Origin of the sequence: Burkholderia sp. AU4i, from assembly GCF_000466765.1 — a bacterium.
Lineage (GTDB): Bacteria > Pseudomonadota > Gammaproteobacteria > Burkholderiales > Burkholderiaceae > Burkholderia > Burkholderia cepacia.
Window position 1 is genome coordinate 50,287 of record NZ_ASSI01000083.1, and the last position, 26,510, is coordinate 76,796.

General features: G+C 66.3%; 26 protein-coding genes, 1 pseudogene and 1 riboswitch. Of the genes and pseudogenes, 15 read left to right on the forward strand and 12 right to left on the reverse strand.

Going from position 1 to position 26,510, the window contains the following annotated elements; all coding sequences use genetic code 11:
* Positions 1–73: 73 nt before the first annotated feature.
* Positions 74–1,084, reverse strand: a complete 1,011-nt coding sequence (locus L810_RS19540) for a sodium:calcium antiporter (protein ID WP_021159993.1) — start codon at positions 1,082–1,084, stop codon at positions 74–76.
* A gap of 74 nt (positions 1,085–1,158) precedes the next feature.
* A riboswitch (yybP-ykoY riboswitch) is annotated at positions 1,159–1,333 on the reverse strand.
* 119 nt (positions 1,334–1,452) lie between these two features.
* Here L810_RS19540 and L810_RS19545 point away from each other — a divergent pair.
* From L810_RS19545 to L810_RS19555, 3 genes are read left to right on the forward strand one after another with little or no spacing between them, the layout of a single operon-like run.
* Positions 1,453–1,728 (forward strand): metal/formaldehyde-sensitive transcriptional repressor, encoded by a 276-nt coding sequence (locus tag L810_RS19545; RefSeq protein WP_021159994.1) that lies wholly within the window; start codon positions 1,453–1,455, stop codon positions 1,726–1,728.
* 12 nt (positions 1,729–1,740) lie between these two features.
* Complete coding sequence (gene dmeF / locus L810_RS19550) at positions 1,741–2,745, forward strand: CDF family Co(II)/Ni(II) efflux transporter DmeF (protein ID WP_021159995.1); 1,005 nt, start codon at positions 1,741–1,743, stop codon at positions 2,743–2,745.
* Positions 2,746–2,747: 2 nt separating this feature from the next.
* A complete protein-coding gene (locus L810_RS19555) occupies positions 2,748–2,933 on the forward strand; it encodes a DUF1289 domain-containing protein (protein ID WP_021159996.1) in 186 nt (61 codons plus the stop codon).
* 73 nt (positions 2,934–3,006) lie between these two features.
* On the opposite strand, the gene L810_RS19560 is transcribed toward L810_RS19555, so the two are convergent.
* Both L810_RS19560 and L810_RS19565 read right to left on the reverse strand, forming a co-directional pair.
* Positions 3,007–4,419 carry a heavy metal sensor histidine kinase gene (locus tag L810_RS19560; protein ID WP_021159997.1) on the reverse strand — a complete coding sequence of 471 codons (1,413 nt, stop codon included), beginning with the start codon at positions 4,417–4,419 and terminating at the stop codon, positions 3,007–3,009.
* Positions 4,416–5,087 (reverse strand): heavy metal response regulator transcription factor, encoded by a 672-nt coding sequence (locus L810_RS19565; RefSeq protein ID WP_042975392.1) that lies wholly within the window; start codon positions 5,085–5,087, stop codon positions 4,416–4,418. Before L810_RS19565 ends, L810_RS19560 begins: the two co-directional genes overlap by 4 nt.
* Positions 5,088–5,353: 266 nt before the next feature.
* Here L810_RS19565 and L810_RS19570 point away from each other — a divergent pair, with 266 nt between their 5' ends.
* From L810_RS19570 to L810_RS19615, 10 genes are all read left to right on the forward strand, one after another.
* Entirely contained in the window at positions 5,354–5,710 is a 357-nt protein-coding gene (locus L810_RS19570; protein WP_021159999.1) for a hypothetical protein, read from the forward strand.
* Between the two features lie 90 nt (positions 5,711–5,800).
* Positions 5,801–6,079, forward strand: a complete 279-nt coding sequence (locus tag L810_RS19575; RefSeq protein ID WP_021160000.1) for a hypothetical protein — start codon at positions 5,801–5,803, stop codon at positions 6,077–6,079.
* A complete protein-coding gene (locus L810_RS19580) occupies positions 6,076–7,572 on the forward strand; it encodes a TolC family protein (RefSeq protein WP_021160001.1) in 1,497 nt (498 codons plus the stop codon). Before L810_RS19575 ends, L810_RS19580 begins: the two co-directional genes overlap by 4 nt.
* Before the next feature lies 1 nt (position 7,573).
* On the forward strand, positions 7,574–8,869 hold the full coding sequence (locus L810_RS19585) for a multicopper oxidase family protein (protein WP_021160002.1): 1,296 nt from the start codon (positions 7,574–7,576) through the stop codon (positions 8,867–8,869).
* A 68-nt stretch (positions 8,870–8,937) separates the two neighbouring features.
* Entirely contained in the window at positions 8,938–9,285 is a 348-nt protein-coding gene (locus tag L810_RS19590; RefSeq protein WP_021160003.1) for a copper-binding protein, read from the forward strand.
* Between the two features lie 14 nt (positions 9,286–9,299).
* Positions 9,300–9,680 carry a copper homeostasis periplasmic binding protein CopC gene (gene copC / locus L810_RS19595; RefSeq protein ID WP_042975421.1) on the forward strand — a complete coding sequence of 127 codons (381 nt, stop codon included), beginning with the start codon at positions 9,300–9,302 and terminating at the stop codon, positions 9,678–9,680.
* A complete protein-coding gene (locus L810_RS19600; protein WP_021160005.1) occupies positions 9,677–10,618 on the forward strand; it encodes a copper resistance D family protein in 942 nt (313 codons plus the stop codon). Before copC ends, L810_RS19600 begins: the two co-directional genes overlap by 4 nt.
* Positions 10,619–10,833: 215 nt before the next feature.
* Entirely contained in the window at positions 10,834–12,648 is a 1,815-nt protein-coding gene (locus L810_RS19605; RefSeq protein ID WP_021160007.1) for an ExeM/NucH family extracellular endonuclease, read from the forward strand.
* 729 nt (positions 12,649–13,377) lie between these two features.
* On the forward strand, positions 13,378–15,225 hold the full coding sequence (locus tag L810_RS19610) for a S10 family serine carboxypeptidase-like protein (protein WP_021160009.1): 1,848 nt from the start codon (positions 13,378–13,380) through the stop codon (positions 15,223–15,225).
* An 82-nt stretch (positions 15,226–15,307) separates the two neighbouring features.
* Positions 15,308–15,700: a 2-oxoglutarate dehydrogenase gene (locus tag L810_RS19615; protein WP_224052028.1), complete on the forward strand. Its 393-nt coding sequence runs from the start codon at positions 15,308–15,310 to the stop codon at positions 15,698–15,700.
* Between the two features lie 65 nt (positions 15,701–15,765).
* Here the strand turns inward: L810_RS19615 and L810_RS19620 are convergent, their stop codons facing one another.
* Complete coding sequence (locus tag L810_RS19620) at positions 15,766–15,966, reverse strand: helix-turn-helix domain-containing protein (RefSeq protein ID WP_021160011.1); 201 nt, start codon at positions 15,964–15,966, stop codon at positions 15,766–15,768.
* A gap of 35 nt (positions 15,967–16,001) precedes the next feature.
* Positions 16,002–17,012, reverse strand: coding sequence for a GlxA family transcriptional regulator (locus L810_RS19625; RefSeq protein ID WP_021160012.1), 1,011 nt, complete (start codon positions 17,010–17,012; stop codon positions 16,002–16,004).
* A gap of 88 nt (positions 17,013–17,100) precedes the next feature.
* On the opposite strand from L810_RS19625, the gene L810_RS19630 reads away from it, so the two are divergent.
* Positions 17,101–18,201, forward strand: coding sequence for a DJ-1/PfpI family protein (locus L810_RS19630; RefSeq protein ID WP_042975394.1), 1,101 nt, complete (start codon positions 17,101–17,103; stop codon positions 18,199–18,201).
* Between the two features lie 17 nt (positions 18,202–18,218).
* Here L810_RS19630 and L810_RS19635 read toward each other — a convergent pair whose 3' ends face one another.
* Both L810_RS19635 and L810_RS19640 read right to left on the reverse strand, forming a co-directional pair.
* A complete protein-coding gene (locus L810_RS19635; protein WP_042975396.1) occupies positions 18,219–18,638 on the reverse strand; it encodes a hypothetical protein in 420 nt (139 codons plus the stop codon).
* Positions 18,639–18,776: 138 nt separating this feature from the next.
* The gene (locus L810_RS19640) at positions 18,777–19,856 is read right to left on the reverse strand and encodes an alcohol dehydrogenase catalytic domain-containing protein (RefSeq protein ID WP_042975399.1); all 1,080 of its coding nucleotides are present in this window, start codon (positions 19,854–19,856) and stop codon (positions 18,777–18,779) included.
* A 109-nt stretch (positions 19,857–19,965) separates the two neighbouring features.
* Here L810_RS19640 and L810_RS19645 point away from each other — a divergent pair, with 109 nt between their 5' ends.
* Positions 19,966–20,757 carry a helix-turn-helix transcriptional regulator gene (locus L810_RS19645; protein ID WP_021160015.1) on the forward strand — a complete coding sequence of 264 codons (792 nt, stop codon included), beginning with the start codon at positions 19,966–19,968 and terminating at the stop codon, positions 20,755–20,757.
* A gap of 97 nt (positions 20,758–20,854) precedes the next feature.
* Here the strand turns inward: L810_RS19645 and L810_RS19650 are convergent, their stop codons facing one another.
* The 5 genes and pseudogenes from L810_RS19650 to L810_RS19665 form a co-directional block, all read right to left on the reverse strand.
* A complete protein-coding gene (locus L810_RS19650; RefSeq protein ID WP_021160016.1) occupies positions 20,855–22,333 on the reverse strand; it encodes an aminotransferase class V-fold PLP-dependent enzyme in 1,479 nt (492 codons plus the stop codon).
* Positions 22,334–22,603: 270 nt separating this feature from the next.
* Positions 22,604–22,909 carry a TrfB-related DNA-binding protein gene (locus L810_RS19655; RefSeq protein ID WP_021160018.1) on the reverse strand — a complete coding sequence of 102 codons (306 nt, stop codon included), beginning with the start codon at positions 22,907–22,909 and terminating at the stop codon, positions 22,604–22,606.
* 18 nt (positions 22,910–22,927) lie between these two features.
* A complete protein-coding gene (locus L810_RS45405; protein ID WP_081052751.1) occupies positions 22,928–23,185 on the reverse strand; it encodes a PAAR domain-containing protein in 258 nt (85 codons plus the stop codon).
* Positions 23,186–23,253: 68 nt separating this feature from the next.
* Positions 23,254–24,597, reverse strand: a pseudogene (locus L810_RS19660) (virulence factor).
* 274 nt (positions 24,598–24,871) lie between these two features.
* On the reverse strand, positions 24,872–26,506 hold the full coding sequence (locus tag L810_RS19665; protein WP_021160021.1) for a T6SS effector phospholipase Tle3 domain-containing protein: 1,635 nt from the start codon (positions 26,504–26,506) through the stop codon (positions 24,872–24,874).
* Positions 26,507–26,510 lie beyond the last annotated feature (4 nt).

Here is a 26,510-nt window from a genome sequence, read left to right on the forward strand (position 1 = left end):
ACCGTTCGCGGGCACGCGGCGCGGCGGTGCATCGTTCGCACCGCGGCAGCGTGCCCGTGCCGCGTGAGCCGGGTTACCGGGCCAGTGTCAGGAACAGATAGGCTGCGTAACCCACGCCGTTCGCCAGCAACGCCCAGATCGCGAGCCCGCGCGTGCGCGCATTGACGCGCAGCCATGCGGCCGCCGCGAGCGTGACGATCACGCCGGTCAGCACTTCGAGGCGCGGCTCCCACGGCGTCAGCATGATGCCGATCGCCGGCAGCAGCGTGCCCTGGAACACCATCGCGCCGGTGATGTTGCCGAACGCGAGCGTGTCCTTCCCGCGGCGGATCCACAGCACGCTGTTGACCTTCTCGGGCAACTCCGTCGCGATCGGCACGATGATCAGCGACAGCAGCAGAGCCGATACGCCGAGCACGTGCGACACGCCTTCCACGCCGTGAATGAAACCCTTCGCCCCGCCGACCAGCAGCGCGACGCCGATGAGCAGCTGCAGCGCGATGGTTGCCAGGTTGGTCGGCAAGCCCACGCGCGACAGGAACATCTTGTGCGGCGCCTCGGTGCCATGCCCGGCATCGACGAGCTGGTTCGACGCACGGAACGTCATCACGACATACATCACGTAGATCCCGACCAGCATCGCGGCGAGCAGCGCGCGCACGGCGCTGTTGTGATGCGGGACGAACATCGCGGCGGTGGCCAGCGAGAACGCGGCGAGAAAGTAGTTCAGGTCGCGCACGAAACCCGTCCGTTCGGGCGTGATCGTGCCGCGCGGCCCGCGCGAGCGGATCACCGCGAGCGTCATGAGGAACGTGGTGAGCGTGGCGAGCATCAGCGGCGCGCCGAGAATCGCGCCGACACCGATCTCCTCGTTCACGGCCGGGTTCGCCGTGCCGCCGGCGAGCGCGAGCAGCGGCACCATCGTTTCGGGCAGCGCGGTGCCGACGGCGGCGAACAGTGAACCGGTGACGCCTTCGGAAATCTTCAGGCGTTCGCCGAGATGTTCGAGCGCATTGGTGAAGACCTCGGCGGCGACGAGGATGACGATCAGCATGACCGCCAGTTCGACGAACATGAACGTCATGCGGCACCTCCGCAGGCATGCGTGCGGACGGCGGCGAAACGCGGGGAGAGGGTGGCGGGGAACATGGGGACTCCGTGGTCGGACGTTGACGAACCATGGCACATCCGCCGACGTCCGACCAGGAACGACGCGATGTGCCGATGGTCTCGCCAGGCCGATCAGGCTGAACGCGCCACGGCCGCAGGCCGAGTGTGTTGACGCGTTCGCTTTCCGGAGACGGAAAGCAGGCTACTCCCCAAAGACGAAGGGCAGTCTAGCCGAGCGGATACCTTTCGACAAGCCTTCATCCCAAAAAATATACCCCTCTCCCCTATACGGGAACCCTTCCGGATATATACTCCCCCTCCCTATCCAGGAGCCCGTCGTCGATGAGCCATACCGTTCGTGAAAAACAGAAGCTGCTGAACCGCGTGCGCCGGATCAAGGGCCAGGTCGAGGCCATCGAGCGCGCGCTCGGGGAGGAGCGCGGCTGCAACGAGGTCCTGCAATTGATCACGAGTTGTCGCGGCGCGATGAACGGGCTGCTGGCCGTCGTGCTGGAAGACCACATTCGCGAGCATCTGGTCGATGCGCACGAGCCTGACGCACACGAAGGCAGCGCGACCGAGCAGCTGATCGACGTGGTGCACAGCTATTTCAAGTAATCGGGGCAGGACATGAACGCTTTCCAGGATGACGCATTCGGCGCCGGGCACGACCATATCTTTCTCGGTGCGGCGCACGAGCAGAACGAACGCAGGACGTGGATGGTCATCGGCCTGTGCTCGGCAATGATGGTGGCCGAGATCGTCGGCGGCACACTGTTCGGGTCGCTCGCGCTCGTCGCCGACGGGTTGCACATGTCGACGCATGCGGGCGCGATGCTGATCGCCGCGCTGGCCTATACCTATGCGCGCAAGCATGCGGACGATCCGCGCTTCGTGTTTGGCACCGGCAAGCTGGGCGATCTGGCCGGGTTCACGAGCGCGATCGTGCTCGCGATGATCGCGATCCTGATCGGCTACGAGGCGGTTGCGCGTCTGCTGGCGCCCGTGCCCATTCACTTCGGCGAAGCGATTCCGATTGCCGTGCTGGGGCTCGCGGTGAATCTCGCCAGCGCGTGGCTGCTGAGCGGCGGCCATCACCACGGGCATGGCCATGGGCACGGTCATCATCATGGGCACGACCACGACCATGATCACGACGATGACCATCATGCGCATCACGATCACGGTTCGCACACGGCGGCCCATCGCGACCACAACATCCGGTCGGCCTACGTTCACGTGATCGCCGACGCGGCCGTGTCGGTGCTGGCCATCGTCGGCCTGCTGCTCGCACATGCATTCGGCTGGGTCTGGATGGACCCTGTCGCGGGCATTGTCGGCGCGCTCGTGATCGCGAACTGGTCGTACGGGCTGATGCGCGATACCGGCGGCATCCTGCTCGACGTCAACGTCGACCGCAAGCTGGCGGCGCGCATACGTGATGCGATCGAGGCGCTGGGCGACAAGGTCAACGATCTTCACGTGTGGCGTGTCGGGCCGGGCCACATGAGTGCGATCGTGTCGGTCGAGACCGTCGAGACGGTGCGCGACGCGCGTTTCTACCATGCGCTGATCGAGGGTTTCGACGGCGTGTCGCACGTGACCGTCGAAGTGATGACGCCTGCGAAGGCCTGACCGTGGCCGTGAAATCACCGTGCATCGAGCTGTGCGCGTTCGACGGCCGGACGGGCTTTTGTGTCGGCTGCCTGCGCACGCGCGACGAGGCGCGTGACTGGAAGAAGCTGACCGACCATCGCCGGCACCAGATACTGAACGATCGCAATCGCCGCCAGGCGAAAATCCGGCGCGAACCTGGGGAGTGAAGGGGCGTCGTCGTCGTGCTTCGCCTGGTGTCGCGCCGGCCGTCATGCCGATGCGACACGCGCGGGAAGCGCCTTACCCTTCGGCGCCGAGCGGAAAATGAAGCGCAAACGTCGTGCGCCCGTCACGACTTGCGACTTCGACCTTGCCGCGATGCAGCTCCATGATCGATTTCACGATCGCGAGCCCGAGGCCCGCGTTGCGCGCCGCGCCGTGCCGTGACGAATCGATGCGGTAGAAACGCTCGAAGATCCGTTCGACCTGTTCGGGCGGAATCGCGGCACCGCGATTGGTGACTTCGACGACCGCATAGCCGCCTTGCGTGGACACCGCCAGCTCGATCGTCGACCCGGCTTGCGCGTGTTCAAGCGCGTTCGACGCGAGATTGCTGACGGCGCGCCGGAACAGCGTCGCATCGGCGACGACGGTCGCTTCGCCTTGCACGTCGATGCGCACGCCGGCTTCATCGGCAAGCGCCTGGAAATACGACGCGAGCCGGCGCAGTTCGCCGCCCGCGTCAAGTTCGGCGGTCTTCAGGTGCTGGCGCGCATTGTCGGTGCGCGCGAGAAACAGCATGTTCTCGATCATCCGCTGCAGCCGTTCGCATTCCTCGATGTTCGAATCGATCAGCGCTTCGTATTCCTCGGTCGTGCGCGCGCGCGACAGCGTGACCTGCGACGAACTGATCACGTTGGCGAGCGGCGTGCGCATGTCGTGCGCGAGATCGGACGAGAACTGGGAGAGCCGCACGAACGCGCGTTCGAGGCGGTCGAGCATCCGGTTGACCGACGTCGCGAGTTCACGCAGCTCGACCGGGCCGCCACGCGCGTCGAGCCTCGCGTTCAGGTTGTGCGCCTCGATGCGTGACGTCTGGCGACCGAGGCTCTCGACCGGGCGCAGGCCGCGCGACGCGACCGCGTAACCGAGCGCGCCGACCAGCAGCGCGCCCGCGGCCGCCGCGAGCCAGATGTCGACGCGATAGCTTTCGAGCAACGACTGGCGATCGGTCGCCGTGCGTGCAAGCGCAACCTGGATCGCATCGCCGGACGGCAGCGTGGCGCGCGCATACACGCAGCGCGACGTGCCGATGCCGGGCGGCGCGCACGTGAACGGCGTGCCGGTTGCGCTGGCCGGATGGGGCGCGGCGATCACCGACGCCAGCGAGTGGCCGGCTTCGTCGGAATGCTCGACGAGCGCGCGGTTCCGCGCGTCGTAGATGCCGAGATAGACGCCCGGATGCGACAGCAGCACTTCATGAAACACGGCCGGATCGGCGCGCAGCGCGGCAGCCGAGCCGCTCGCGTGCGCAAGCTGCAGGAACTGGTTGAGCTTGCCGGAGATCTCGATGTCGTCGCGCCGCGTCAGCTCGGCGGACAGCGAGCGATACAGGTACGCGCCGGTCAGCGCGAACACGAGCGCGGCGACGACGGCGAACGCCAGCGTCAGGCGCCGCAGCAGCGAATACGAGGCCGGGCTGCTGCGCGTCACGAACGATCCTCGAGCACGTAGCCCATCCCGCGGATCGTGTGGATCAGCTTCTTCTCATGGGCGTTGTCGATCTTCGCGCGCAGGCGCTTGATCGCGGCATCGACGACGTTCGTGTCGCTGTCGAAATTCATGTCCCAGATCTGCGACGTGATGAAGGTGCGCGTCAGCACTTCGCCTTCGCGTTCGGCGAGCAACTGCAGCAGCGCGAATTCCTGCGCGGTCAGGTCGATGCGGGTGTCGGCGCGCCGCACGCGGCGGCGGATCAGGTCGACTTCGAGATCGGCGACATGCAGGATGTCGCGCACGTTGCGCGGCGCGCGTCGCAGCAGCGAGCGGATGCGCGCGAGAAACTCGGCATACGCGAACGGCTTGAGCAGGTAGTCGTCGGCACCCAGCTCGAGCCCGGCGACCTTGTCCTCGATCGCCTCGCGCGCCGTGAGCAGCAGCACCGGCGTCTGCTTCTGCGCGCGCAGGCGCCGGAGCACCTCGAAGCCATCCATTTCCGGCAGCATCACGTCGAGCACGACGAGATCGAAATCCTCGTGCAGCGCAAGGAACAGCCCGTCCTTGCCGGTTTCCGCAATGTCGACCGTGTAGCTCGCCTCCATCATCCCTTTCCGGAGGTACGACGCCATCTTGGGTTCGTCTTCGACTATCAGTATCCGCATGGTGAGGCAGGCTGTCCGTGATTCCAGCCGGTCAGTGTAACGCGTGAGCATAGGGCGCCGAGCGTGCGCGAAGAATGACCGCCGGATGACGGAATGGTCATGAAGCGCTTGCGCCGCGTCGCCCGAGTTTCATGAAAATCCGGTCATGTTTCGGCCATGTCGTCGTCACCGCGACGGCGCTAAGCTGCGGCCGTCTTGTCCCCCGGCACGCGCTGTCACGGCGCCGCGCCGGCCCATCCGGTCGTTGCCTGCCTGATTCCGCATCCATGTCGTACTGGCGCAAATTCCTCGTCGTCGTGCTGCTGGCGCTGAGCCTGCCGATCCAGTCGTTCGCGACTGTTTCGATGCAGTGCGAACGCGTTGCCATAGCGCCGATGGAAGCGGCGTCGCACACGATGGCGGCCGCGCAGGACGGCCATCACGATGCCGACAGCCACGCCCGGCATGCGCCGGCGTGTTCCGCGTGCGTGTCCTGCTGCGTCGGCGCCGGCATGCCGGGCGCGCCCGCCGTCCCCGCCGCGGCCGGCGTTCGCGCGGCGATCGTCTCGCCGCCGCCCGCGGCCGGGGTCGTGTCGTTCCTGACCGGCGGCATCGACAGGCCGCCGCGCCGGCTTCTCGTCTAGACCCCGCCCGCGGCCCAGACCGGCCGTGCTCCGCAATCCGCTCCGGCGGCGGCATCCCGTCCGCCGGACGACACACGACGAGACCCATTCATGCGATTGATTACTGCGGCGCTGCTTGGCGCGGCGGCCATCGTGCCGTCGCTCGCGCCTGCGCAAATCCCGCTGCCCGATCCGGCGGACGCCGCCGCGGCGGTGCCGGACGTCACCGTGACGTCCGTATTCGACGGCTACCGGCCGTATCGGGACGACGAAGGCCCGGGCTGGAAACAGCTGAACCGCGACGTGACGGAACGGCCCGCGAAGGGGCGCACGACCGGTCATGCGGCTGGCGGCGCTACCCGTTCGATGCACGAGGAGGCCGCGCGATGACGATGCTGTCGATCTCGCCGAGGATCGGCGCGGCCGCGGCCGTGCTGGCCTTCCTCGCCGGCTGCACGACGTTTTCGAAGGACGGCGGTTTCGACGCGGTGTCGTCCGTCGCGTCGGAGCGCATCGGCAAGGACGCGGTCGTGGTCAGGACCGACGTCGACCGTGAAGCCGTCGACACGCGCACGAAGGAACTGCTCGCCAGGCCGCTGTCGATCGACGATGCGGTGCAGGTCGCGCTGCTGAACAACCGCGGCCTGCAGGCGTCGTACGCGGAACTGGGGCTGTCGGAGGCCGATCTCGTCCAGGCCGGCCGGCTGCCGAACCCGCGTTTCGCGTTCAGCCGCACCCGCGCGGGCGACGGCGAGCTGACGCTCGGCCGCACGTTTTCGGCGAACGTGTTCGCGCTGCTGACCTTGCCGCTCGCGACGAACATCGAACGCCGTCGCTTCGAGCAGACCAAGCTCGAAACCGCCGACGCGATGCTGAAGGTGGCCGCCGACGCGCGCCGCGCGTATGTCGAGGCCGTCGCGGCCGAGCAGGCCGCGAACTATGCAGGGCAGGTGCGCGATGCCGCGAGTGCGGCCGCCGAACTCGCGCAGCGCATGCGGCAGGCCGGCAACTTCAGCCGCCTCGATTACGCGCGGGAACAGGCGTTCCACGCCGATGCGGTCGCGCAGCACGCGAAGGCGCGCCAGCAGGCCGTGGCCGCGCGCGAGAAGCTCACGCGCGCGATGGGGCTGTGGGGCGAACGCACGCGATACGCGCTGCCCGAGCGCTTGCCCGACCTGCCGAAAGCGCGGCCGGACCTGCCCGATCTCGAACGTTTCGCGATGCGCAACCGCCTCGACATCCAGGCCGCGAAGCTGCAGACGCAGGGTGTCGCGTCGTCGCTCGGCCTGAGCAAGGCCACGCGCTTCGTCAATGCGGTGGATCTCGGCTACGTGAACGACTACGAGACCGGCAAGGGTCACGAGCACGGCTTCGAGATCAGCGTCGAGATTCCGCTGTTCGACTGGGGCGGCGCGAAGGTCGCGCGGGCCGAGGCCGTCTACATGCAGTCGGCGAACCGGCTCGCGAAAACGGCCATCGACGCGCGTTCCGAAGTGCGCGAATCGTATGCGGCCTACGTGACGAGCTACGACGTCGCCACCCACTATCGCGACGAAGTCGTGCCGCTGCGCAAGACGATCTCGGACGAGCTGCTGCTGCGCTACAACGGGATGCTCGCGAGCGTGTTCGAGCTGCTGGCCGATGCACGCGAACAGGTCGGCGCGGTGAACGGCTACATCGATGCGCTGAAGGACTACTGGCTCGCCGAAACCGATCTGCAGATGGCCGTCGGGGGCCGGCTGCCGACGCCGGGCGACGTGCCGCGTCCGACGCCATCTGCCCGGCCGGAGCCCGCTTCCAGCGCCGACGCTGCGCCGCAGCCGGCTTCAACCTCCGCGGCGCAATCGGCGCCCGCGACGCAAACGCATCCTGAAGGTCATTGACATGGTGTCCCGTCGACAATTTCTCAGCCACTCGGGCGCCGCGCTGCTCGGTTCGGCGATGGTCAGCAAGGCCGGCGCCGCGTCGTTGCCCGAAGCGCCCACGATGACGAAAACCGGCACGCAGCCGCCGCTCGTGCCGCCGAACGGCCGGCCGTACACGCCCGTCGCGACGCTGAACGGCTGGACGCTGCCGTGGCGGATGAAGAACGGCTGGAAGGAGTTCCACCTGACGGCCGAGCCCGTCGTGCGCGAGATGGCGCCCGGCATGAACGCGAACCTGTGGGGCTACAACGGCCAGTCGCCCGGCCCGACGATCGAGGCCGTCGAAGGCGACAAGGTGCGCATCTTCGTGACCAACCGGCTGCCCGAGCACACGACGATCCACTGGCACGGGCTGCGGCTGCCGAACGGGATGGACGGCGTCGGCGGCCTCACGCAGCCGCATATCCCGCCCGGCAAGACCTTCGTCTACGAGTTCCAGCTCGAGGCGCACGGCACGTTCATGTATCACCCGCACGCCGACGAGATGGTGCAGATGGCGATGGGGATGATGGGCATGTTCATCGTGCACCCGAAGGATCGCGGCACGATGCCGGTCGATCGCGACTTCGTGTTCCTGCTCGCCGCGTACGACATCGATCCGGGCAGCTACACGCCGCGCGTGAACGAGATGACGGACTTCAACATGTGGACCTTCAACTCGCGCGTGTTCCCGGGCATCGATCCGCTGCCGGTGCGCGCGGGCGACCGCGTGCGGATTCGCTTCGGAAACCTGACGATGACGAATCATCCGATCCACCTGCACGGCTACAGCTTCGAAGTCGCGGGCACCGACGGCGGCTGGATTCCGCCGGCGGCGCGCTGGCCGGAAGTGACGGCCGATGTCGCGGTGGGGCAGATGCGCGCGATCGAGTTCAGCGCCGATCGCCCGGGCGACTGGGCGTTCCACTGCCACAAGTCGCATCACACGATGAATGCGATGGGGCATCAGGTGCCGAATTTGATCGGCGTGCCGCAGCAGGATCTCGCGAAGCGCATCGGCAAGCTCGTGCCCGACTACATGGCGATGGGCAGCACGGGCGGCGCGATGGGCGGCATGGAGATGCCGCTGCCCGACAACACGCTGCCGATGATGACGGGCACGGGCCCGTTCGGGCCGCTGGAGATGGGCGGCATGTTCACGGTCTGCAAGGTGCGGCAGGGCCTCGGCCGCAACGACTATCGCGATCCGGGCTGGTTCAGGCATCCGAAGGGAACCGTCGCGTACGAGTACACCGGCGAACTGCCGGACGGTTGAGCAGCAGCATGCGGCGGCCGTACCGATGCGGCCGCCGGTTTCCATTCACTCACACGGGAGTCGACACGATGAAGCAGGGACTGGTTTTGATGGCAACGGGTGGGGCGCTGGCGTTTTCCGCCGCGTCGTACGCGGCAGGCGACATGGCCGGGATGGACATGAGCGGTGGCGCGAAGCAGGAAGCCGCGGCAAAGCGGAGCATGTCGCACGGCGAAATCCGCAAGGTCGACATGGCTGCGGCCAGGCTGACGATCAAGCACGGCCCGCTCGAGAACCTCGGGATGGATGCGATGACGATGGTGTTCAAGGTGAAGGACCCGGCGATGCTGTCGCAGGTGAAGGCGGGCGACAAGATCGACTTCGTCGCGGAAGACGTGAACGGTGCACTGACCGTCGTCGAGCTGAAGAAGCCGTGATACGAGACATGAACATGAAGATCACGACTCTCAGGCGGCTGGCCGCCTTCGCCGTGGCCGGCACGATCGTCGCGGCCGCGCCGGTCGCCGCCTCGGCGCACGGCAAGCTGGAAAGCGCCGCACCGGCGACGGGCAGCACGGTCGACACGGCGCCCGACACGTTGCGGCTCACCTTCAACGAAGACCTCGAACCGACGTTCAGTTCGGTGAAGGTGTCGGACGCGAACGGCAACGCCGTCTCGCAGGAAAAGGCGAAGATCGATGCTTCGAACCCGCGCGTGATGACCATTGCGATGCCGAAGCTCGCGCCGGGCGCGTACACGGTGCAGTGGGTCGCGATGACGGCCGATGCGCATCGCACCAAGGGCGCCTATACGTTCCGGGTGAAAGGGTGAACGACGGCTTCGTCGGTCTCCTGCGGCTCGTGTCGGTGGCGATCCAGAATGCCGGGTTCGCCGTCGTCGTCGGCGCGCTGCTCGGCAGCCACTGGCTCGCGCGCGGCGCGTCGGCGTGGCAGCACGGCATCGGGCGGCGGCTCGTCGCGACGCTGCGCATCGCGTCCGTCATATCGCTGCTTGCCAGCATCACCGCGTTCTGGGCGCACTGCGCGCTGATGAGCGACGTGTCGATGCTCGAAGCCGGGCCGTCCGTCCGCGCGATGCTCGCGGGCACGGGGTTCGGTCATGCGTGGTTGGCCGGCGCCGTATTCATGCTCGTCGTCGTGCTGCTGTCGTTCGTCAGGCGAGCGCGCGATTCGCGCTTTCCGTTCGCGATCTGGGCCGCGCTCGCCTGTGTCGCGCTCGCGCGCAGCAACGGCGGGCATCCGGTCGACGCGGGGCTGTTCAGCGTGCCGGTGTGGATCGACTGGCTGCATCTGCTGGCCATCAGCGCGTGGGTCGGGCTCGTGCTCGTGACGGCGTTCGGCGTGATGCCGCGGCTCACCGGCCTGCCCGCGAGCGAACGCACGACGGGCGCATCGTTCGTGCAGTCGCTGTCCGATGCATCGACATATGCGCTGATCGTGTTGTTCGCGACCGGCGCGTACAACGGCTGGCGCGGCGTCGATACGCCCGCCAACCTGCTCGCGTCGACGTACGGGCAGATCCTGCTGCTGAAGCTCTCGCTGGTGCTGATTGCCGCGGCGCTCGGCGGACACAACCGCTTCTTCGGGATGCCGAAGCTGTTGGCCGCGCTGAAGGACCCGGCCGCCGCGATGCCGGCCGGCCCGCTGCGGCAATTCGGTGCGGTGCTGCGGATCGAGGCGGTCGTGCTCGGCGGCGTGCTGATGGTGGCGGCCGTGCTGGTGTCGAGCGCGTTGCCGGGGACGGTTTAGCGCGGCGGATCATGAGCGAAGGCACGCGGGGGAGTCGTCGCGAGCACGACGAATTTTTTGTCGGACGATTTCCCCCGCATTTTCGGGCCCGGACATGCGAACGACGGCGATCGCGGCGTGATGACGACAATTACATCGGCCTGTCTTTCGATTACCAAAAACTGTCATTGAGCGCCGCTAAGCTTTCGCCACCCTCACAACCGGGATTCCCCGTCATGCGCTCGACAATCCGCCTCTTCACCCCGCTATTGCTGCTCCCGACGCTTGCCGCGCCGGTTTTCGCCGCCACCGCCGCGCCCGTCAGCCCGAACTGCGGCGGCAGCACGACGCCGATCGCCGATATCCAGGGGCCGGGCGCGCCGTCGCCGCTCGCCGGCCAGAACGTGTCGATCGAAGCCGTCGTCACCGCCGATTTCGGCGGCACGGACGGCTTCGGCGGCTTCTTCGTCCAGCAGGCCGACGCGCAGCGCCGCAACCAGCCGGGCGTGTCCGAGGGCCTGTTCGTCTATGCGCCGAAAGTGCGCGCGAAGGCCGGCGACCTCGTGCATGTGACGGGCAAGGTCGAGGAGAAGTACGGGCAGACGCAGCTCACGCAGTCGGGCGCGATCGCGGTGTGCGCGAACGGCCAGACCGTCACGCCCGCGACGCTCACGCTGCCGGTCGACAGCCCGAACGCGTTCGCCGCGTATGAAGGGATGCTGGTGCGCTTGCCGCAGACGCTGAACGTCACCGACAACTACGAGCTCGGCCGTTACGGCAGCGTGATGCTCAGCAACGGTCGCCTGCGCACGCCGACGAGCGTCGTGCCGCCCGCGCAGGCACAGACGCAGATCGATGCGAACGCACGCAACCGCCTGATCCTCGACGACGGCTCGAACAAGCAGAACCCCGCGACCGTGCCGTACCCGGCGCCGGGCCTGTCGGCCGCGAACACGCTGCGTGCGGGCTACACGGTGCGCGACGTCGAAGGCGTGCTCGAAGTGCGTTACGGCGCATGGCGCGTGCAGCCGCTGCCCGGCGCGGCCGTGCCGGCATTCGATGCGCGCACGAACCCGCGCACCAACGCGCCCGCGCGCGATCCGAAATCGAACCTGCGCGTCGCGTCGTTCAACGTCCTCAACTACTTCAACGGCAACGGTCTCGGCGGCGGCTTCGACGATCCGAACAACCGCGGCGCGAAGAACTTCCAGGAATTCCAGCGCCAGGAAGCGAAGATCGTCAGCGCGCTGAAGGCGATCGACGCCGACGTGATCGGCCTGATGGAAATCCAGAACAACGGCTACGGCGAACTGAGCGCGGTGCGCCAGCTTGCGGCGAAGCTCGGCAGCCAGTGGCGCGTGGTCGATCCGGGCACGTCGCGGCTCGGCGGCGATGCGATCACGGTCGCGATGATCTACGACAGCCGCAAGGTCGAGCCGGTCGGCCGCGCGGCCACGCTCGCGATCGACGACAAGAACCGCCAGCCGCTCGCGCAGTCGTTCCGGCTGGTCGGCGGCAACAAGCAGGCGCTGACGGTGGCCGTGAACCACCTGAAGTCGAAGAACTGCCCGGACGCCGCGAACGACGATCTCGACCAGGGTGACGGCCAGGGTTGCTGGAACCCGACGCGCACGCGCGCGGCGGCGAAGGTGGCCGACTGGCTCGCCGGCAACCCGACGGGCGTCGCGGGCCAGGGCGTGCTGCTGATCGGCGATTTCAACAGCTACACGTACGAAGACCCGATCCGCACGCTCGAATCGCGCGGCTATCGCAACCTCGTCGCGCGCTGGATCGGCCCGAATGCGTACAGCTATGTGTACAACGGCGAAGCCGGTTATCTCGATCACGCGCTCGCGACACTGCCGCTCGCGTCGCACGTGAAGGCCGTGCACGAATGGCACATCAACGCGGACGAGCCGCTCGCGCTGCAGTACACGCTCGCCTACAAATCGGCGGAGCAGCAGAAGACGTTCTACGCGCCGGACGCGTATCGTTCGTCGGATCACGACCCGGTGCTGATCGATATCGCGCTGCCGGGCGGCGGGCATTGAGCGCGGGTTGAACCGGCTTCGCGATGGACGACGTGCGGCACGTGCGCACGTCGTCGCGCGGGCAGCGGATGAATCGCACGCCGCTCGCGCATCGACGAACCCGGCCGGATATCGGGTAAATAATTCCACTGGAACCGATGCAATTCCGCGAAATCGGTATTTTATGGGTGGCGGGGATGCATAAGCCCCGGATTGAAGAATGATTGAAGTGAATCGAATCTTCGAATCGAGCCTGCATTTCGCCGCAATGCATTAATCGGTTGGCGATAATAAAAATGAAAGAAAAATCCTGTCGATCTGAAGGTATTGAGCGTGCTGCATCAATGCAGTAAAGGCTTCGTCGTTGTGCGCGAAAAGTAAAATATTCGGCGCGGCATTGCCGACAAGACGCACCTTGCACGAATAATCCCGTATTCTTTCAAATGCCAGACACTGGCGGCCCTTCGCATCATTACGGGATTTTTAATATCGGAATGATCTTTGACAACGCGGCGCAGCACCGCCTATTTTGTCGATGTCGTAAATTTCGGTAATCAGAAAAGAAGTCCAAACTGCAGGGGGCGGTTCAAGCACGATTCTCGCCAGCAGTTTGCTGTGTCTGTATCACGTTCAGTCTCTTGAAGCAGTCCGATCCCAACCGCCTTTGCGCGAGTGGCGGGTGTTGCTGCGCGTCTCGCCAGTGAGGGCGGCCTTTGTGAAGCGGTATCCGAACCAGCCACAAGGAACGAGATGAAACCAGACAGGAGCAGTACCGGCAGCCGCCATGGCCGTCGCGGCCGGATGGCCGGGCTAGGCGCATTGACCGCGATGACACTGGCGCTCGCGGCGTGCGGCGGCGACGATTCGTCGTCCGTCGGCGCATCGAGTCTCGCGCAGACAACGGCCAGTCAGCAGGCCAGCGCGCAAGCGGCCAGCAGTCAGGCGCCTGCGGCCAACCAGCCTTACGTCGACCCGGTCGCCTATTCGATGAACGCGACCGACGGCCTCGCCCCCGCGCAGGTGTCCGAGAAAGCGGCCGTCATGCATTACCAGTGGAAAAACGGCGGCACGACCGTCGACTACACGACGACCACCGGCCACCTGACCGCGCAGGACGCGAACGGCAATGCGGAAGCGTCGATGTCGTATGTCGCGTACACCGCGCCGAGCAAGAACGGCAAGCCGCGCCCCGTCACGTTCGTCTATAACGGCGGCCCCGGCTCGTCGTCGATCTGGCTGCGTCTCGGCTCGTTCGCGCCGACCCGCGTGGCCACGCCCGATCCGGGGTTCGGCAGCAACTGGCCGAACTATCCGCTCGTCGACAACGCCGACAGCCTGATCGACACCACCGACCTCGTGTTCATCGACCCGCCCGGCACCGGGCTGTCGGAAGCCGTGTTGCCGAACACCAACCACAAGTACTGGGGTTCCGATGCGGACGTGAACATCATGCGCGACTTCATCCAGCGCTACCTGAACGTCAACAGCCGCAGCACGTCGCCGATCTACCTGTACGGCGAATCGTACGGCACGCCGCGTACCGACATGCTCGCGCTGGCGCTCGAATCGGCCGGCGTGCACCTGACGGGCATCGTGCTGCAGTCGGCAATCCTGAACTACTTCGCGGATGCGGTGGAAGCTGTCGCGATCACGCAGTCGACGGAGGGGCTGCTGCTCGAAACCGATACCGTGGCCGGTTACCTGCCCGGTTATGCGGCGGTCGCGGCGTACTTCAACCAGGTTTCGCCGGCACCGGTGAACCAGGATCTGTACGCACTGCAGACGGAACTGTTCACGACGCTGATCTACAACCAGCTGCAGAAGTATTCGCAGTCGTGGGTGTTGAGCCAGCTCGGCATTCCGGATGCGCTCGGCACGCCGGTGTTCCCGAGCGACGCGACGCTCAAGCTGTGGTCGATCCCGTCGAGCCTCACGCAACAGGCGCTGCGCGGTTACTTCAACGCGAATCCGTTCGGCACGAGCCTGCTGCCCGGGACGACGATCGGCCGGTACGACGGACGCGTGTCGTTGCCGAACTCCGATCCGCGGCTGCAGAACGACGGCGACCCGTCCGACATCCTGATTTCGCAGCCGTTCACGAACGCGCTCGCGACGCAGATGCCGGATTACCTCGGCTACACCGCGCCGAACGCGACGTACCTGCCGCTGAACGACAACATCATCGGCGTCTGGGACTTCTCGCACGACGGCCAGCCGATGCCCGACACGATCCCCGATCTGCTCGGTGCGCTGCAGCTCAACCCGAAGCTTCGCGTGCTCGCGGAGAACGGTTTCCACGATCTCGCGACGCCGTTCTTCAACACCGAGAAGCAGCTCGCGCGGCTGCAGACGGTGAAGGGCCTGAATCCGAAGCTGCAGGTGAACTTCTTCCAGGGCGGCCACATGATCTACCTGGACGACGTCGCCCGTCCGCAGATGAAGCGGGACCTGAAGACGTTCTACAAGGGCGCGCGGATTCCGACGGCACTGACGCTGCATACGCTGCCGCCGCCGTGGCCGGATGAAAACCCGCCGAGCGTGCCGACCGGCAGCGTCCCGGGCGCGACGGCCGCGACGACGCTGGCGGCGGCCCCGTGAGCGACGGACTCCTTGTCAAAGGAACCCTCTATTCATCCATTGAATGCGAGTGATCATGTCCCTAATCAATTTGATGCGGCGTATGTCCCCGTTGATCGTCCTCGGTGCCGTGATGAGCAGTGCCCACGCGTTGCCGCCGCAGTCGGTGGCGCCGGTGAAGCTGCCGCACGGCGGGCACGGTGTCGACGGTCCGTTCTTTCCTGCCACGCGGGCGGCGCCGGTGCTGCCGTCGACCGGCGCGACGTTGCAGCAGCAGGCGCAGCAGCGTGTCGATGCGCGGCTCGGCGCCAATACGGTGCTGAGCAACGGCGCGGCCGTGACGAAGGCGCAGGCGCAGAGCAGCGGGCTCGGCTTCGTGTCGAAGCACTTCGACGAGATCGATGCGAAGCACACCGGCCGCGTGACGATGAGCGATGTGCGGCAGTTCATCCAGCAGCGGCAGGTGCAGGCGCAGCAGGAACAGCAGGACGAGTGACGTAGCAGGCAGGGCGGCGGCCGGTGCGGGATCGTTCGCACCGGCCGCCGGAAGGTGGCAGGCGTTCAGGTTGCGTGGCGTGCGTGGGGCTTCGCGATGGCCGACGGCAACTCGCCGAACATCGCACGATAGTCCCGCGCGAAACTGCTCAGGTGCCGGCCGCCCCATCTGGTGGCTGCGGAGGTTACGGAATCGCCGAGCCGGAACTCGCGGTATACGTGATTCAGGCACACGACCCGCAGGTACGCGATGGGGTTCAGGTTCAACGTATCCTGGAACGCGTATTGTGCGGTGCGCCGGCCTAAGCGATCCGCTGCCGGTCGCGCCTCGCGCCGAAGCGGGCGCGATAGTCGCGCGGCGAGACGCCGACCTGCTTCGCGAATGCGCGCTGCAACGCGTCGACGCTGCCGAATCCCGACTGCTCGGCGATCCGTTCGAGCGGCCAGTCGGCCCGCTCCAGCAGCGCCTTCGCGCGCTCGACGCGTGCCGCAAGGACGAACTGCGCGGGCGATTGCCCGGTTTCCTTGAGGAAGTTGCGCGCAAACGTGCGTTCGCTCATGTGCATCCGTGCGGCCAGCGCGGCGACGCCGAGATCGCCGGTCGGATCGTCGGCGATCCCGGTGAGCAGCGTCCGCATGCGCGGCGTTGCGTTGGCCTGGATGTCGAGCCCGACGCTGAACTGCGCCTGCCCGCCGGGGCGATGCACGAACAGCACGAGTTCGCGCGCGACCGCGAGCGCGGTCGGCGCGCCGCAGTCCGCCTCGACGAGTGCAAGACACAGGTCGATGCCGGCCGTCACGCCGGCCGACGTATGAAACGGCGGATCGCTCACATAGATCGCGTCCGGTTCGATTCGCGCGTCGGGGCACAGCGCCTGCAGCGTCGCACACTGGTTCCAGTGCGTGGTCGCGCGCTTGCCGTCCAGCCATCCGCCCGCGGCGAGCACGAACGCACCCGTGCAGATGCTCGCGATTCGCCGCGTGTCCGCGATCCGCGTGCGCAGCCACGGCAGTACGCCGGCTTCCGACGCCGCGTGTCGCAGCGCCGCTTCATTGCCGCCGGCGACGACGATCGTGTCGATCTGCCCCGGCAGTGCCGCCAGCGCGGCCGTACCGGCGAGGCGCAGGCCCGCGTGCGTGACGATGTCGTCGCCGTGTTGCGACGCGAGCGTGAGCCGGTACGGCCGCGCATGGTCGGGAAGATGACGGTTCGCGACCGCGAACACTTCCATCGGGCCCGTGATGTCGAGCGACTGGACGCCTTCGAAGCCGACGACAACGATGTCGCGTGCCGAACAGGTTGACTGGGACATGGCAGAAAGTGCGGTGGAGTTGTCCTTGTGACCGCGAGCATGATCCTTGTAATTTTCCGGACGTGCAATCGACGAATACGGATGGACGATGCGGTCAGGGAAGACAGGCGGGGCAGTGCTGCTCGTGTGCGCGATGCTGGGCGCGTGTGCGGCGGGGCTGGCGGCACCGGTGAGGGCGGAGGACACACCGCCGGTCGCACGAGTGCTTGCGGTCGGCGCGCCGAAGGCGGGCCGCGTGCGACCGCTCGTGGCGATCGTCGCGGACAATGCAGGAACGGAGACGACCGATTTCATCGTTCCGTACGCGATTCTGAAGACGTCCGGTGCGGCCGATGTCGTCGCCGTATCGGCCGACGAAGGCGAGGTCGAACTGATGCCCGCGTTGCGCATGCTGGCCGACACCACGTTCGACCGGTTCGACGCGACCGTTCCGGCCGGGGCGGATGTCGTGATCGTTCCCGCGCTGCACGGTGCCGACCGGCCGGCGGTGCTGGCGTGGTTGCGCAAGCAGGCCGTTGGCGGCGCGACGATGGTGGCGATCTGCGATGGCGCGGAAGTCCTCGCGAACGCGGGCCTGCTCCAGCAGCGCACGGCGACGTCGCACTGGTATTCGCGCGACCGCCTGCGTCGCCGCTTTACCGGGACGACGTGGGTCGACGATCGCCGCTATGTGATGGACGGCAACGTCATGACGACGACCGGCGTGTCGGCGTCGATTCCCGCATCGCTGGCATTGGTGAGTGCGCTGGCCGGGCCGGCCGCGGCGCGCGAGACTGCGCGGCGCGTCGGCGCGCAGGCATGGAGCGACGTTCATGACGGCAGCCGGTTCGTGTTGACCGCGCCGGCGGTAGCGGTCGCATTGACGAACCGCCTCGCGTTCTGGCGGCACGAGACGTTCGATCTTCCGGTCGAAGACGGGTTCGACGAGCTTCCGGTTGCATTGACCGCCGACGCGTGGGCGCGGACCTGGCGCAGCGACGTCGTCGCGACGGCGGGCGCGCGCGTGATCGAGTCGAGGCACGGGCTGCGGTTGCTGGCGCAGCCGGCGAATGCCGGGCACGCGCGCGTGGCGATGCCGGCCGGACGGCGTGGCGAATCGGTGCTTCCGGGAGTGCTCGGAGACATCGCGGCACGCTACGGAGACGCGACATCGGGCTGGGTCGCGCTGCAACTGGAGTATCCGAAGTAGCGGCGCGTCGCGCGCGCTTACTTCACCCACTTTGCGAGCCTGGGATCGGGGTAAGGCAGGAGATCCTGCGACTGGGTGGGCTCGGCCGCCCATTTCTTCCCGTTCCAGTGGAAATCGGCCTGCGTTTCCGTCCCGTGGCCGTTCGAGTAGATGACAGCGGTGCAGGCGGCCTGGCCCGGATACGTCGGGTTTTTGGCGCCGATGCAGGACCCGAGAAATACCAACACGTCGCCGAGGCCGAACCGCTCCTGCATCGCGTAGGTCGCATCGAAGTCCGAGAGCCGGTCAGGGACGGGCGTCGCGTCGCACGCGGCGAGGCTCACGGCAAGCAGCAGCGCGGCGGCCCTGCCGGCATGCCGCCGGTTGCTCGGGCTGTCGGAGGAAGGTGCGCCGGTGTCAGCGCGCTTCCGCGCGCGGGAGTTTGACGGGCAGGGCATGCGGGTTTCGGGGGACGGACACGACGGGCATTGTGCCGGAATTCACTGGCGCCCGGGCTTGGCCGGTGGCCACTCGCGCAGTGTTTCGCGCGCGCTTTCCACCGGATCGCGCTCCGCCACGATCGCCGCGTGCCGAGGTCAGGGCGCGATCACCGTCACCTTGAACGGCCCGCCGTTCGCGGCTGCATGCGCGACCGCATCGTTCGCGTCGTCGAGCGCGAACGCCGTCACGTCGAAATGCCCGAGATCGAGCAGCCCGCCGTGAACCAGCCCCGCCATCAGCGTCACCGCTTCCGTTGGATACATCCACTTGCCGCGCAGCGTGATGTCGTTGCGCATGATCCATGGATACGGCAACTCCAGCCCCGCCCCGCCGAGCATGCCGACGCCGCCCATCAGCACCACGCGCCCGTAGGGGCGCACGGCCATCACGGCGGCACGCACCGTTGTCGCCGGCACCGAAGGCGGCATCAGGTCGATCACGCAGTCGATCGGCCCCGGCGCTGCCTGCTGCATGCGGGCGCGATCAGCGGTTTCATCGCCGGTCAGCTCGACCGTGCGCACGCGGCCGCCGAAGCGGCGTTCGAGGTCGGCAAGTACGCGCGCATTGCGGCCGGGTGCGACCACGCACCGCGCGCCCATTGCCAGCGCCACCGCGACGCATGCGCTGCCGAAGTTGCCGGTCGCACCGCTGACGAGCAGGATCTCGCCCGCGCGCAGGTCGGACGCGAGCAGCCCGCCGTACGGCACGAGCAGCGTATTGAGCGCGCACCAGCGCGCGGCGTCGGCCGAGGCGATATCGCCGATGCGTACCGCGTTCTCGGTCGGCACGCGCAGCCGCTCGGCGAACGGGCCATCGTGAAAGTAGCGCTGCAACTGCTTGCCGCCTTCGCCGCGCGCGCTCCAGCCCTGCAGCACGATGTCGGGCATCCGCGCATCGTCGCGCGAGCGCACGGTCGGATCGCAGAACACCCAGTCGCCCGGCTGCAACTGCGTCGCGTCGGGGCCGGTTTGACGGACCCGGCCGATCGCGCCGCAGCCGGGCACCATCGGCAGTTCGAGCGGATAACGACGCGCGCCGTTGAACACTTCGCGCGCGTAGGGCAGAACCGGTGTCGCGACGACATCCACGATGACCTCGCCGGTGCCGAGCACGGGGTCGGGTATCGTCTCGATAGCAAGCGGCAGGCCGAGCGACTTCAGAATCGCAGCTTTCATGAGGGTTCCTGATGGAGGGGGCCCATCGATTCTGGCAGGCTTAGAATCCGCAACAAGGCTCGGCACGAGCCCAGGATCGGCCAATACCACCCTGCATGGAGCGAACCCGATGACCGTCACCACGCGAACGCCGTTCGGCGATTTCCTGCGCTCGCGGCGCAAGAAGCTGCGGCCGGATGCCGTCGGCCTGCACGGCGGCCCACGCCGGCGTACGCCCGGCCTGCGGCGCGAGGAAGTGGCGGAACTGGCCGGCATCGGCGTCGACTGGTACGTGCGGCTCGAGCAGGGGCGCGACGTCAGCCCGTCGGATGCGACGCTCGATGCGCTGGCACGCGCATTGCGGCTGGACAAGGCCGAGGCCGCCCATCTGCGCACGCTCGCACGGCGCGACGAGGCGCGTGCGTTCGTGCCGGAGCGTGTGCCGCCCGCGATCGCGCGGCTCGTTGCCTATCTTCAGCAGCCTGCATACGTGACCGGGCGGCGCTGGGACATCCTCGCGTGGAATGCCGCCGCGGCCGAACTGCTCGGCTTCGACCGGCTGGCGGAAGCCGATCGCAACATCCTTGTCTACATGTTCGTCGAGCCGCACGCGCGTGCGCTCTTCGCCGCGAGCTGGGCCGACGAGGCGCGCCGGATGATCGCGCTGTTTCGCACGAACCACGATCTCTACGCGAGCGAGCCGGCATTCGTCGCGCTGGTGGAACGCCTGCGCGCCGGCAGCGTCGAGTTCGCGCAATGGTGGGACGAGCACGACGTGCGCAGCGGCGTGTCGGGCGAGAAGATGCTCGTCCACGCGCAACGCGGCACGCAGCGCTACGAGTATGCGACGTTCCAGGCGAACGACGATCCCGCGTTGAAGCTGGCGATCTATACGCCGATGGACGGCGATGAAGGGACGTGAGGCCGAGTAGGCCGGCGTCACCGCGCGTTCATGCAGCGAAGCGTCGGCTTCGTGCGTGAACGCGGACGTTGCGGTGTAACGACGGAAGTGTGCCGGCTCAGGCCGTGCGTCGTGCCGACAGGCGATTCCACAGCATGCCGGCCCGGTTGCCGCTTCCGCAGTATGCGAGCACCGGTTTCGGCAGCGTGTCGACCAGCGCGCCGAACGCGTCGATGTCCGCCTCGCCGATGCGGTCGCGCTCGACCGGCAGGTAACGCGCGTCGAGGCCCAGTTCGCGGGCCGCCGCGGCGATCTCGTCGAATGCGGGCTGGTCGGCGCCTTCGCCGTCGGGCCGGTTGCAGATCACCGAGCGGAAGCCGGCGTTGCGGATCGCCTTCAGGTCGGCCGGCGTGATCTGCCGCGAAGCGGAAAACCCGTTCGCGGCCGTCGCACGACACTGCTCGATCGTGCGGCGGAAACAGGCGATCGCGAAATCGACGTCCTGCTCCGTCGTAAAGCGGCCGAAGCTCACGCGCACGGTGCGGCCCGCCGTCTCCGCGTCGAGGCCGATCGCGGTCAGCACGTGCGACGGTGCGCCGCTGGCCGAGTTGCACGCGGAGGTCGACGACACGGCAAGCGCTTCGTCGAGCATGAACGGGAAGAAGCCGGGCGCGTTCACCGTCAGGCTCAGCGTGTGCGGGATGCGGCGTGCCGTGGCCGCGTTCTGCGTGACGTCGCCGAGCGCGGCGAGCGCGTTCGTCAGGCGCGCGCCGAGCGCCGCGATCCGCGCGGCTTCACCGTCGAGCTTTTCCGCGGCCAGTTCGCATGCGACGCCCATGCCGACGATCTGATGCGTCGCGAGCGTGCCCGAGCGCAGGCCGCGCTCGTGCCCGCCGCCGTGGATTTGCGGGGCGATCCGGTTGGCGATGTCGCGGCGCACGAACAGCGCGCCGATACCCTTCGGGCCGTACACCTTGTGCGCGGACATCGACAGCATGTCGATGCCGAGCGCGCGCACGTCGATCGGCGTCTTGCCGAGCGCCTGTGCGGCGTCGACGTGGAGCAGCGCGCCGGCGGCGTGCACGATGCGGGAGATCGCGGCGATATCGGTCAGCGTGCCGAGTTCGTTGTTCACCAGCATCAGCGACACGAGGCCCGTATCGGGGCCGATGGCGGCAGCGACGGCGTCGGCGGTGATTTCGCCGTCGCGCGTCGGCGCGACGAACGTGACCGACATGCCGTGCTTCGACAGGTTCGCCATCGTGTCGAGAATCGCCTTGTGCTCGATGCGGCTCGTGATCAGGTGGCGCTTGTCGGTCGCGTTTTCCGCGTAACCCTTCAGCGCGAGGTTGTTCGATTCGGTGGCGCCGGACGTCCAGACGATCTCGTCGGCATCCGCGCCGATCAACGCGGCGACTTGCGCGCGGGCCTGCTCGACCTTGTCTTTCGCGAGCCGGCCGGCGGCGTGCGAGCTCGATGCGGGGTTGCCGAAGATGCCGTCGAAGCCGAGGCAGGCCGTCATCGCTTCGATCACGCGGGGATCGGCGGGCGTCGTGGCTGCGTAGTCGAGGTAGTGCAGCGTGGTGGGTTCGCTCATGTCCGTCTCTTGCTCAGTTCTTTCAGAATCGGAGAAATGATACGGGGGACAGAAGGGAAAAAGGATCCAAAATGGGTTGGTGTTTGGGCTTATCGTGGAATGTGGTTTTGTTTTTGTGGAGGTTTGGGGAATTTATTTCTTGATCAATGACGCCGCGCGAGATGGCCCCGTCTCAGGGTTGCGGTGGAAACGATGGATAGATGGCACCGTCCCGCGATGTCTGCGAAACGGGGAAGGGGGCGCGGCGTTTCCCCCGGCTCGACCGGGTGGTCACGGCGGATCGAGTAGCGTGGCCCGTCGGTGAGTGTCGCGCACCCATGCACGCAAGGCGCTTTCGTACCGGGCAGGGATCGTGATCGTCAGGGTGGTCAGGCGCGTGTCGTTGCCCGGCAATGCCAGATATCGCTGCCACGCTCTCCGTACCAGCTGCGACATGGCGGAATTGGTGATGCCGAGTTCGGCGGCGAGCTTGCGCTGCGACCGGCCCTTGACGAAGATTTCAAACAACGCCCACCGGTTCACCGGCTTGATCCGCGTATCGTGCAGCCTCAACAACCGAAACTGTTCGGCCGTCATGCGTCGAATCGGTGCCATTCAGATGCGCCCGGAAGTTTGCAGGGTGGATATCAAGGCCGCGCCGCAGGACGTCTTGTGATCGTGGAATGCCGCGGGGCGACCTTCGACATTGAACGCCTCGTCTCCTTCAGCAATCACGCAGGCGCCGTGAAGCGGGCACGAACATGCATCGCCGACACGGGCGACCGCGCGTCCCATCACCTTGCTCGTCGCCGCTCCGGATTCGACCTTGCCGCCGTGAGTGTGCTGGTCGCCTACTCGAATGATTCCTCGCATATAACCCATTCCCAGTGTGATTTGGTGTGGCGGGTGCGTTTGTGCTCAACGCGCCGCGTCGGCTGGCATCACCATGAATAGCCCTGCATTCCGTAGTTGGTGTCGTGACGACGCCCCCACCACGGCAGGTAGGCGTTGTTCCCGCCACGTGCACGGAACCAGTCCTCGTTCGGATCGATTGGCGTGAGATTGGCCGGTGGCATGACCACCACGGCTGCGGGGTGTTTCGGGTCGGTCGTGCCCGCGACGAGCGCGTTGCCGCCGTAGTGATTGACCCGGCCGATTGCCAGCGCAACGTCGGTCAACGCGCTGCCGGTTCCCATGTCGCCGAGCAATGCCGACGTGTTGAACGTCTGATTCTTGTGGTCGTATTCCGGCAGGATTTCGGTGAGTGTCTGCGATAGGCCGACAAGTCGCGCCGATGCGGCGTCGCTACCGGTGCCGGCGTCGTGAACGATGTATCTGATATCCGGAATCGCGATCCCTGCGTTGCGCGCCGCCTGATCGATGGTTGCCTTCCACGCCTGCACCGTTCGTGTCGTGCCGGACTTTTTCGAAAACGCGTCGGCGTTGCCGGTCGCGGCCTTGCCGATCCACGCGAGTGGTTCGCGCTCGGTGTTGAAGGTCGGGCCGGCGAGGAACAGCACGACGAGGTTCTCGTTGATCTGGGCATCGGTGGGCGGGAAATTCGGCGCGTCCCAATTCATAACCCACACGCTCTTGTCGGGGTTCGCCTGCAGATAGTCCAGCGCGTTGTTCAACGACGTGAAGCCGGCGTTTGCACCGCCTTGTGTGATCTGCACGTCAGGGGGTGTGTCGCGGCTCCATACCTTCGGAAAATGTGGGTTGCCGATGAAAAACGTTTTTCGAATCGAGTCTTGCAAGTAACTTTGAGATTCAGCTGCGTCCAGCCGATCGGGAATGGCAAGCTCGACACGAATACCCGCCAGCTCACGCCAGTCTTTTCGATCGTCAGGACTCACTGTGTAGAAATACTTCGGGTTTGTCGCATAGCGTGAACGCAACAGCAGTGGAAATTCGTACATGTATTTGTGATAGAAACCCTTGAAGGTCTCCGTACCTTCATTCCCGTAGGCAATCCCGGCGACTGATTGGAGTGTCGCAAACGACTTCGGGTCTGTACGCATCATGTCATCGTTTTTGTTTGGTGCAACAAGCCCTTGCGTCCACAGTGTTTGCCACTCTGTTGAATAGTCTTTGCGTTGCAACGGATTTAGTCAAATCAGACCGACGACCTGCGCAACGAAAGGCTTGTCAGGTTCTTCCGTATGGGTGGCTGAGCGAGTGGCTAGATCGGGAAGCGTCTCTGCTTGGGCTGGCCGTTCCATGGCCGTAGTGAATAGAAAGATCATGAGCGCCAGCAAGCCGGGCACAGCTACGAATCGTTTCATCCAATCTCCCATTTCCAAGTGTGCCGGGTCCGGTTGTTCGACATGTGCCATTAGCGTGGCCATCAGCGGAATTGTGATTAACCAGACCAGAACGGCGATGGCGACGCGTTGGGATCGAGCAGCGATCAGAGCCTTCATAGCGCCCGTCCAACCGTCGGATAGAGTTGGCCTCCGCGCTCGTCTTGCTATTCGGATGGCTTTGTGGAGTGTCATCCTCGACGGGATTCGGTGTGGCGAGCGCGTTCGTGCTCAACGCGCTGCGCGTCGGCATGCATCACCACGAATAGCCCTGCATCCCGTAGTTGGTGTCGTGACGACGCCCCCACCATGGCAGGTAGGCGTTGTTTCCACCACGCGCACGGAACCAGTCCTCGTTCGGATCGATTGGCGTGAGATTGGCCGGTGGCATGACCACCACGGCTGCGGGGTGTTTCGGGTCGGTCGTGCCCGCGACGAGCGCGTTTCCGCCGTAGTGATTGGTCCGGCCGATCGCCAGTGCAACGTCGGTCAATGCGCTACCGGTTCCCATGTCGCCGAGCAAGGCCGCGGTGTTGAACGCCTGATTCTTGTGGTCGTACTCCGGCAGGATTTCGGTGAGTGTCTGCGATAGGCCGACAAGTCGCGCCGAGGCGGCATCACTATCCGTCAGTTCGTGCCTGTCGATGCCGCGCCAGCCGATACCCTGCACGGTGATCGCCGAAATCACTTGATCGTGCGGACAGCAATACGCCGTGACGCGCCCATACGTCGATCCGTTCAGACCGTGGCGTGCACGGTCGGCCTGTGCGGCAAACGACTTGTCGCTCGTCGGCGATACCCGGTTGTTCGCCATGTCGGCATCGACTGTGTCGGGTGACGGTTCATGGTCGGCGCGATCGCCAATCATCGACAAAAAGGTGCGGAGCGTCTGAGTGCGCGCCGCGTAGGTCTGTCGGCCGCGCTTGCCATCGGCATCCTTTGTCGCACGTTGCGACCAGGTATCCATGAACGTGTCGGATCTGTGCGGGCCTTCACTGTTCGCCAGGCTGTAAGGCGCATTGGCCAGCACATAGGCATCCGCGACGCATCGCCCCTTGCGCCCCCACGGATCTTCCGCTTCCGGTAACGCGTCACCGAAGAACGCACCTGTGAGGCCGACGATATTCCCTTGGCTGTGACACACGACGGTGATCGGCACGTCGGCGCGCATCTTCCGGATCGACTCGATCAGTTTGGCAAGCCGCAACGCGGCAAGCACGCCATAAGCACGCGGCGGCGCGCGATAGAGGGGCCGGTTGGTCGGGTTGATTCCCTGCACGGTTATCCACCCCACAGCTCGGTCGTCGAGGCCACCGTGCCAAAGATCGGGCAGGCTCGAACAGCCGTTGGTGAACGGCCCGCCTCCCCAATAATCTTTCTCATTGAGAAAGATCTTGTCGCCGTATTCCTTCAGCTCTTCCAGTGTCGCGCGGTAGCCCCACCGAAAATGGATGACCGGAGAAAACGAGGGATCGGGCTTGACGTAGTTGTTTGGCAGCAATTTCGGATTCAGAAACCCCTCCGGCGTCACGCTCTCGGTGTACTTCGCAGGCGTCAACTGCCCGGCGTCGACCCCGTGATACTTCATCTGGTCGTCCAGCCGTCCCAGCCGACGATTCAGGCCTTTGCACAGTCCCTCTTCGGACGCCTTGTACCATTCGCCCTCGGAGTTGACGCCGTGGACGAAGATGACGACGCCGGGCAACGGCAGTTGCTTGACGCAGATGAGCCGCTTGTCCTTGTCGAACAGCATCGGCCCTTGGGTTCGGCCGACGACGATAGGCGGTGGGGAAGAGCGCGATGCCGTCGCGTCGGGAGCATCAGTCTTCGTGACCGGCGCATGGACGTGCGCACTCGCTACCGGCCGAGGATCGAGAATCGAATCGGTCATGATC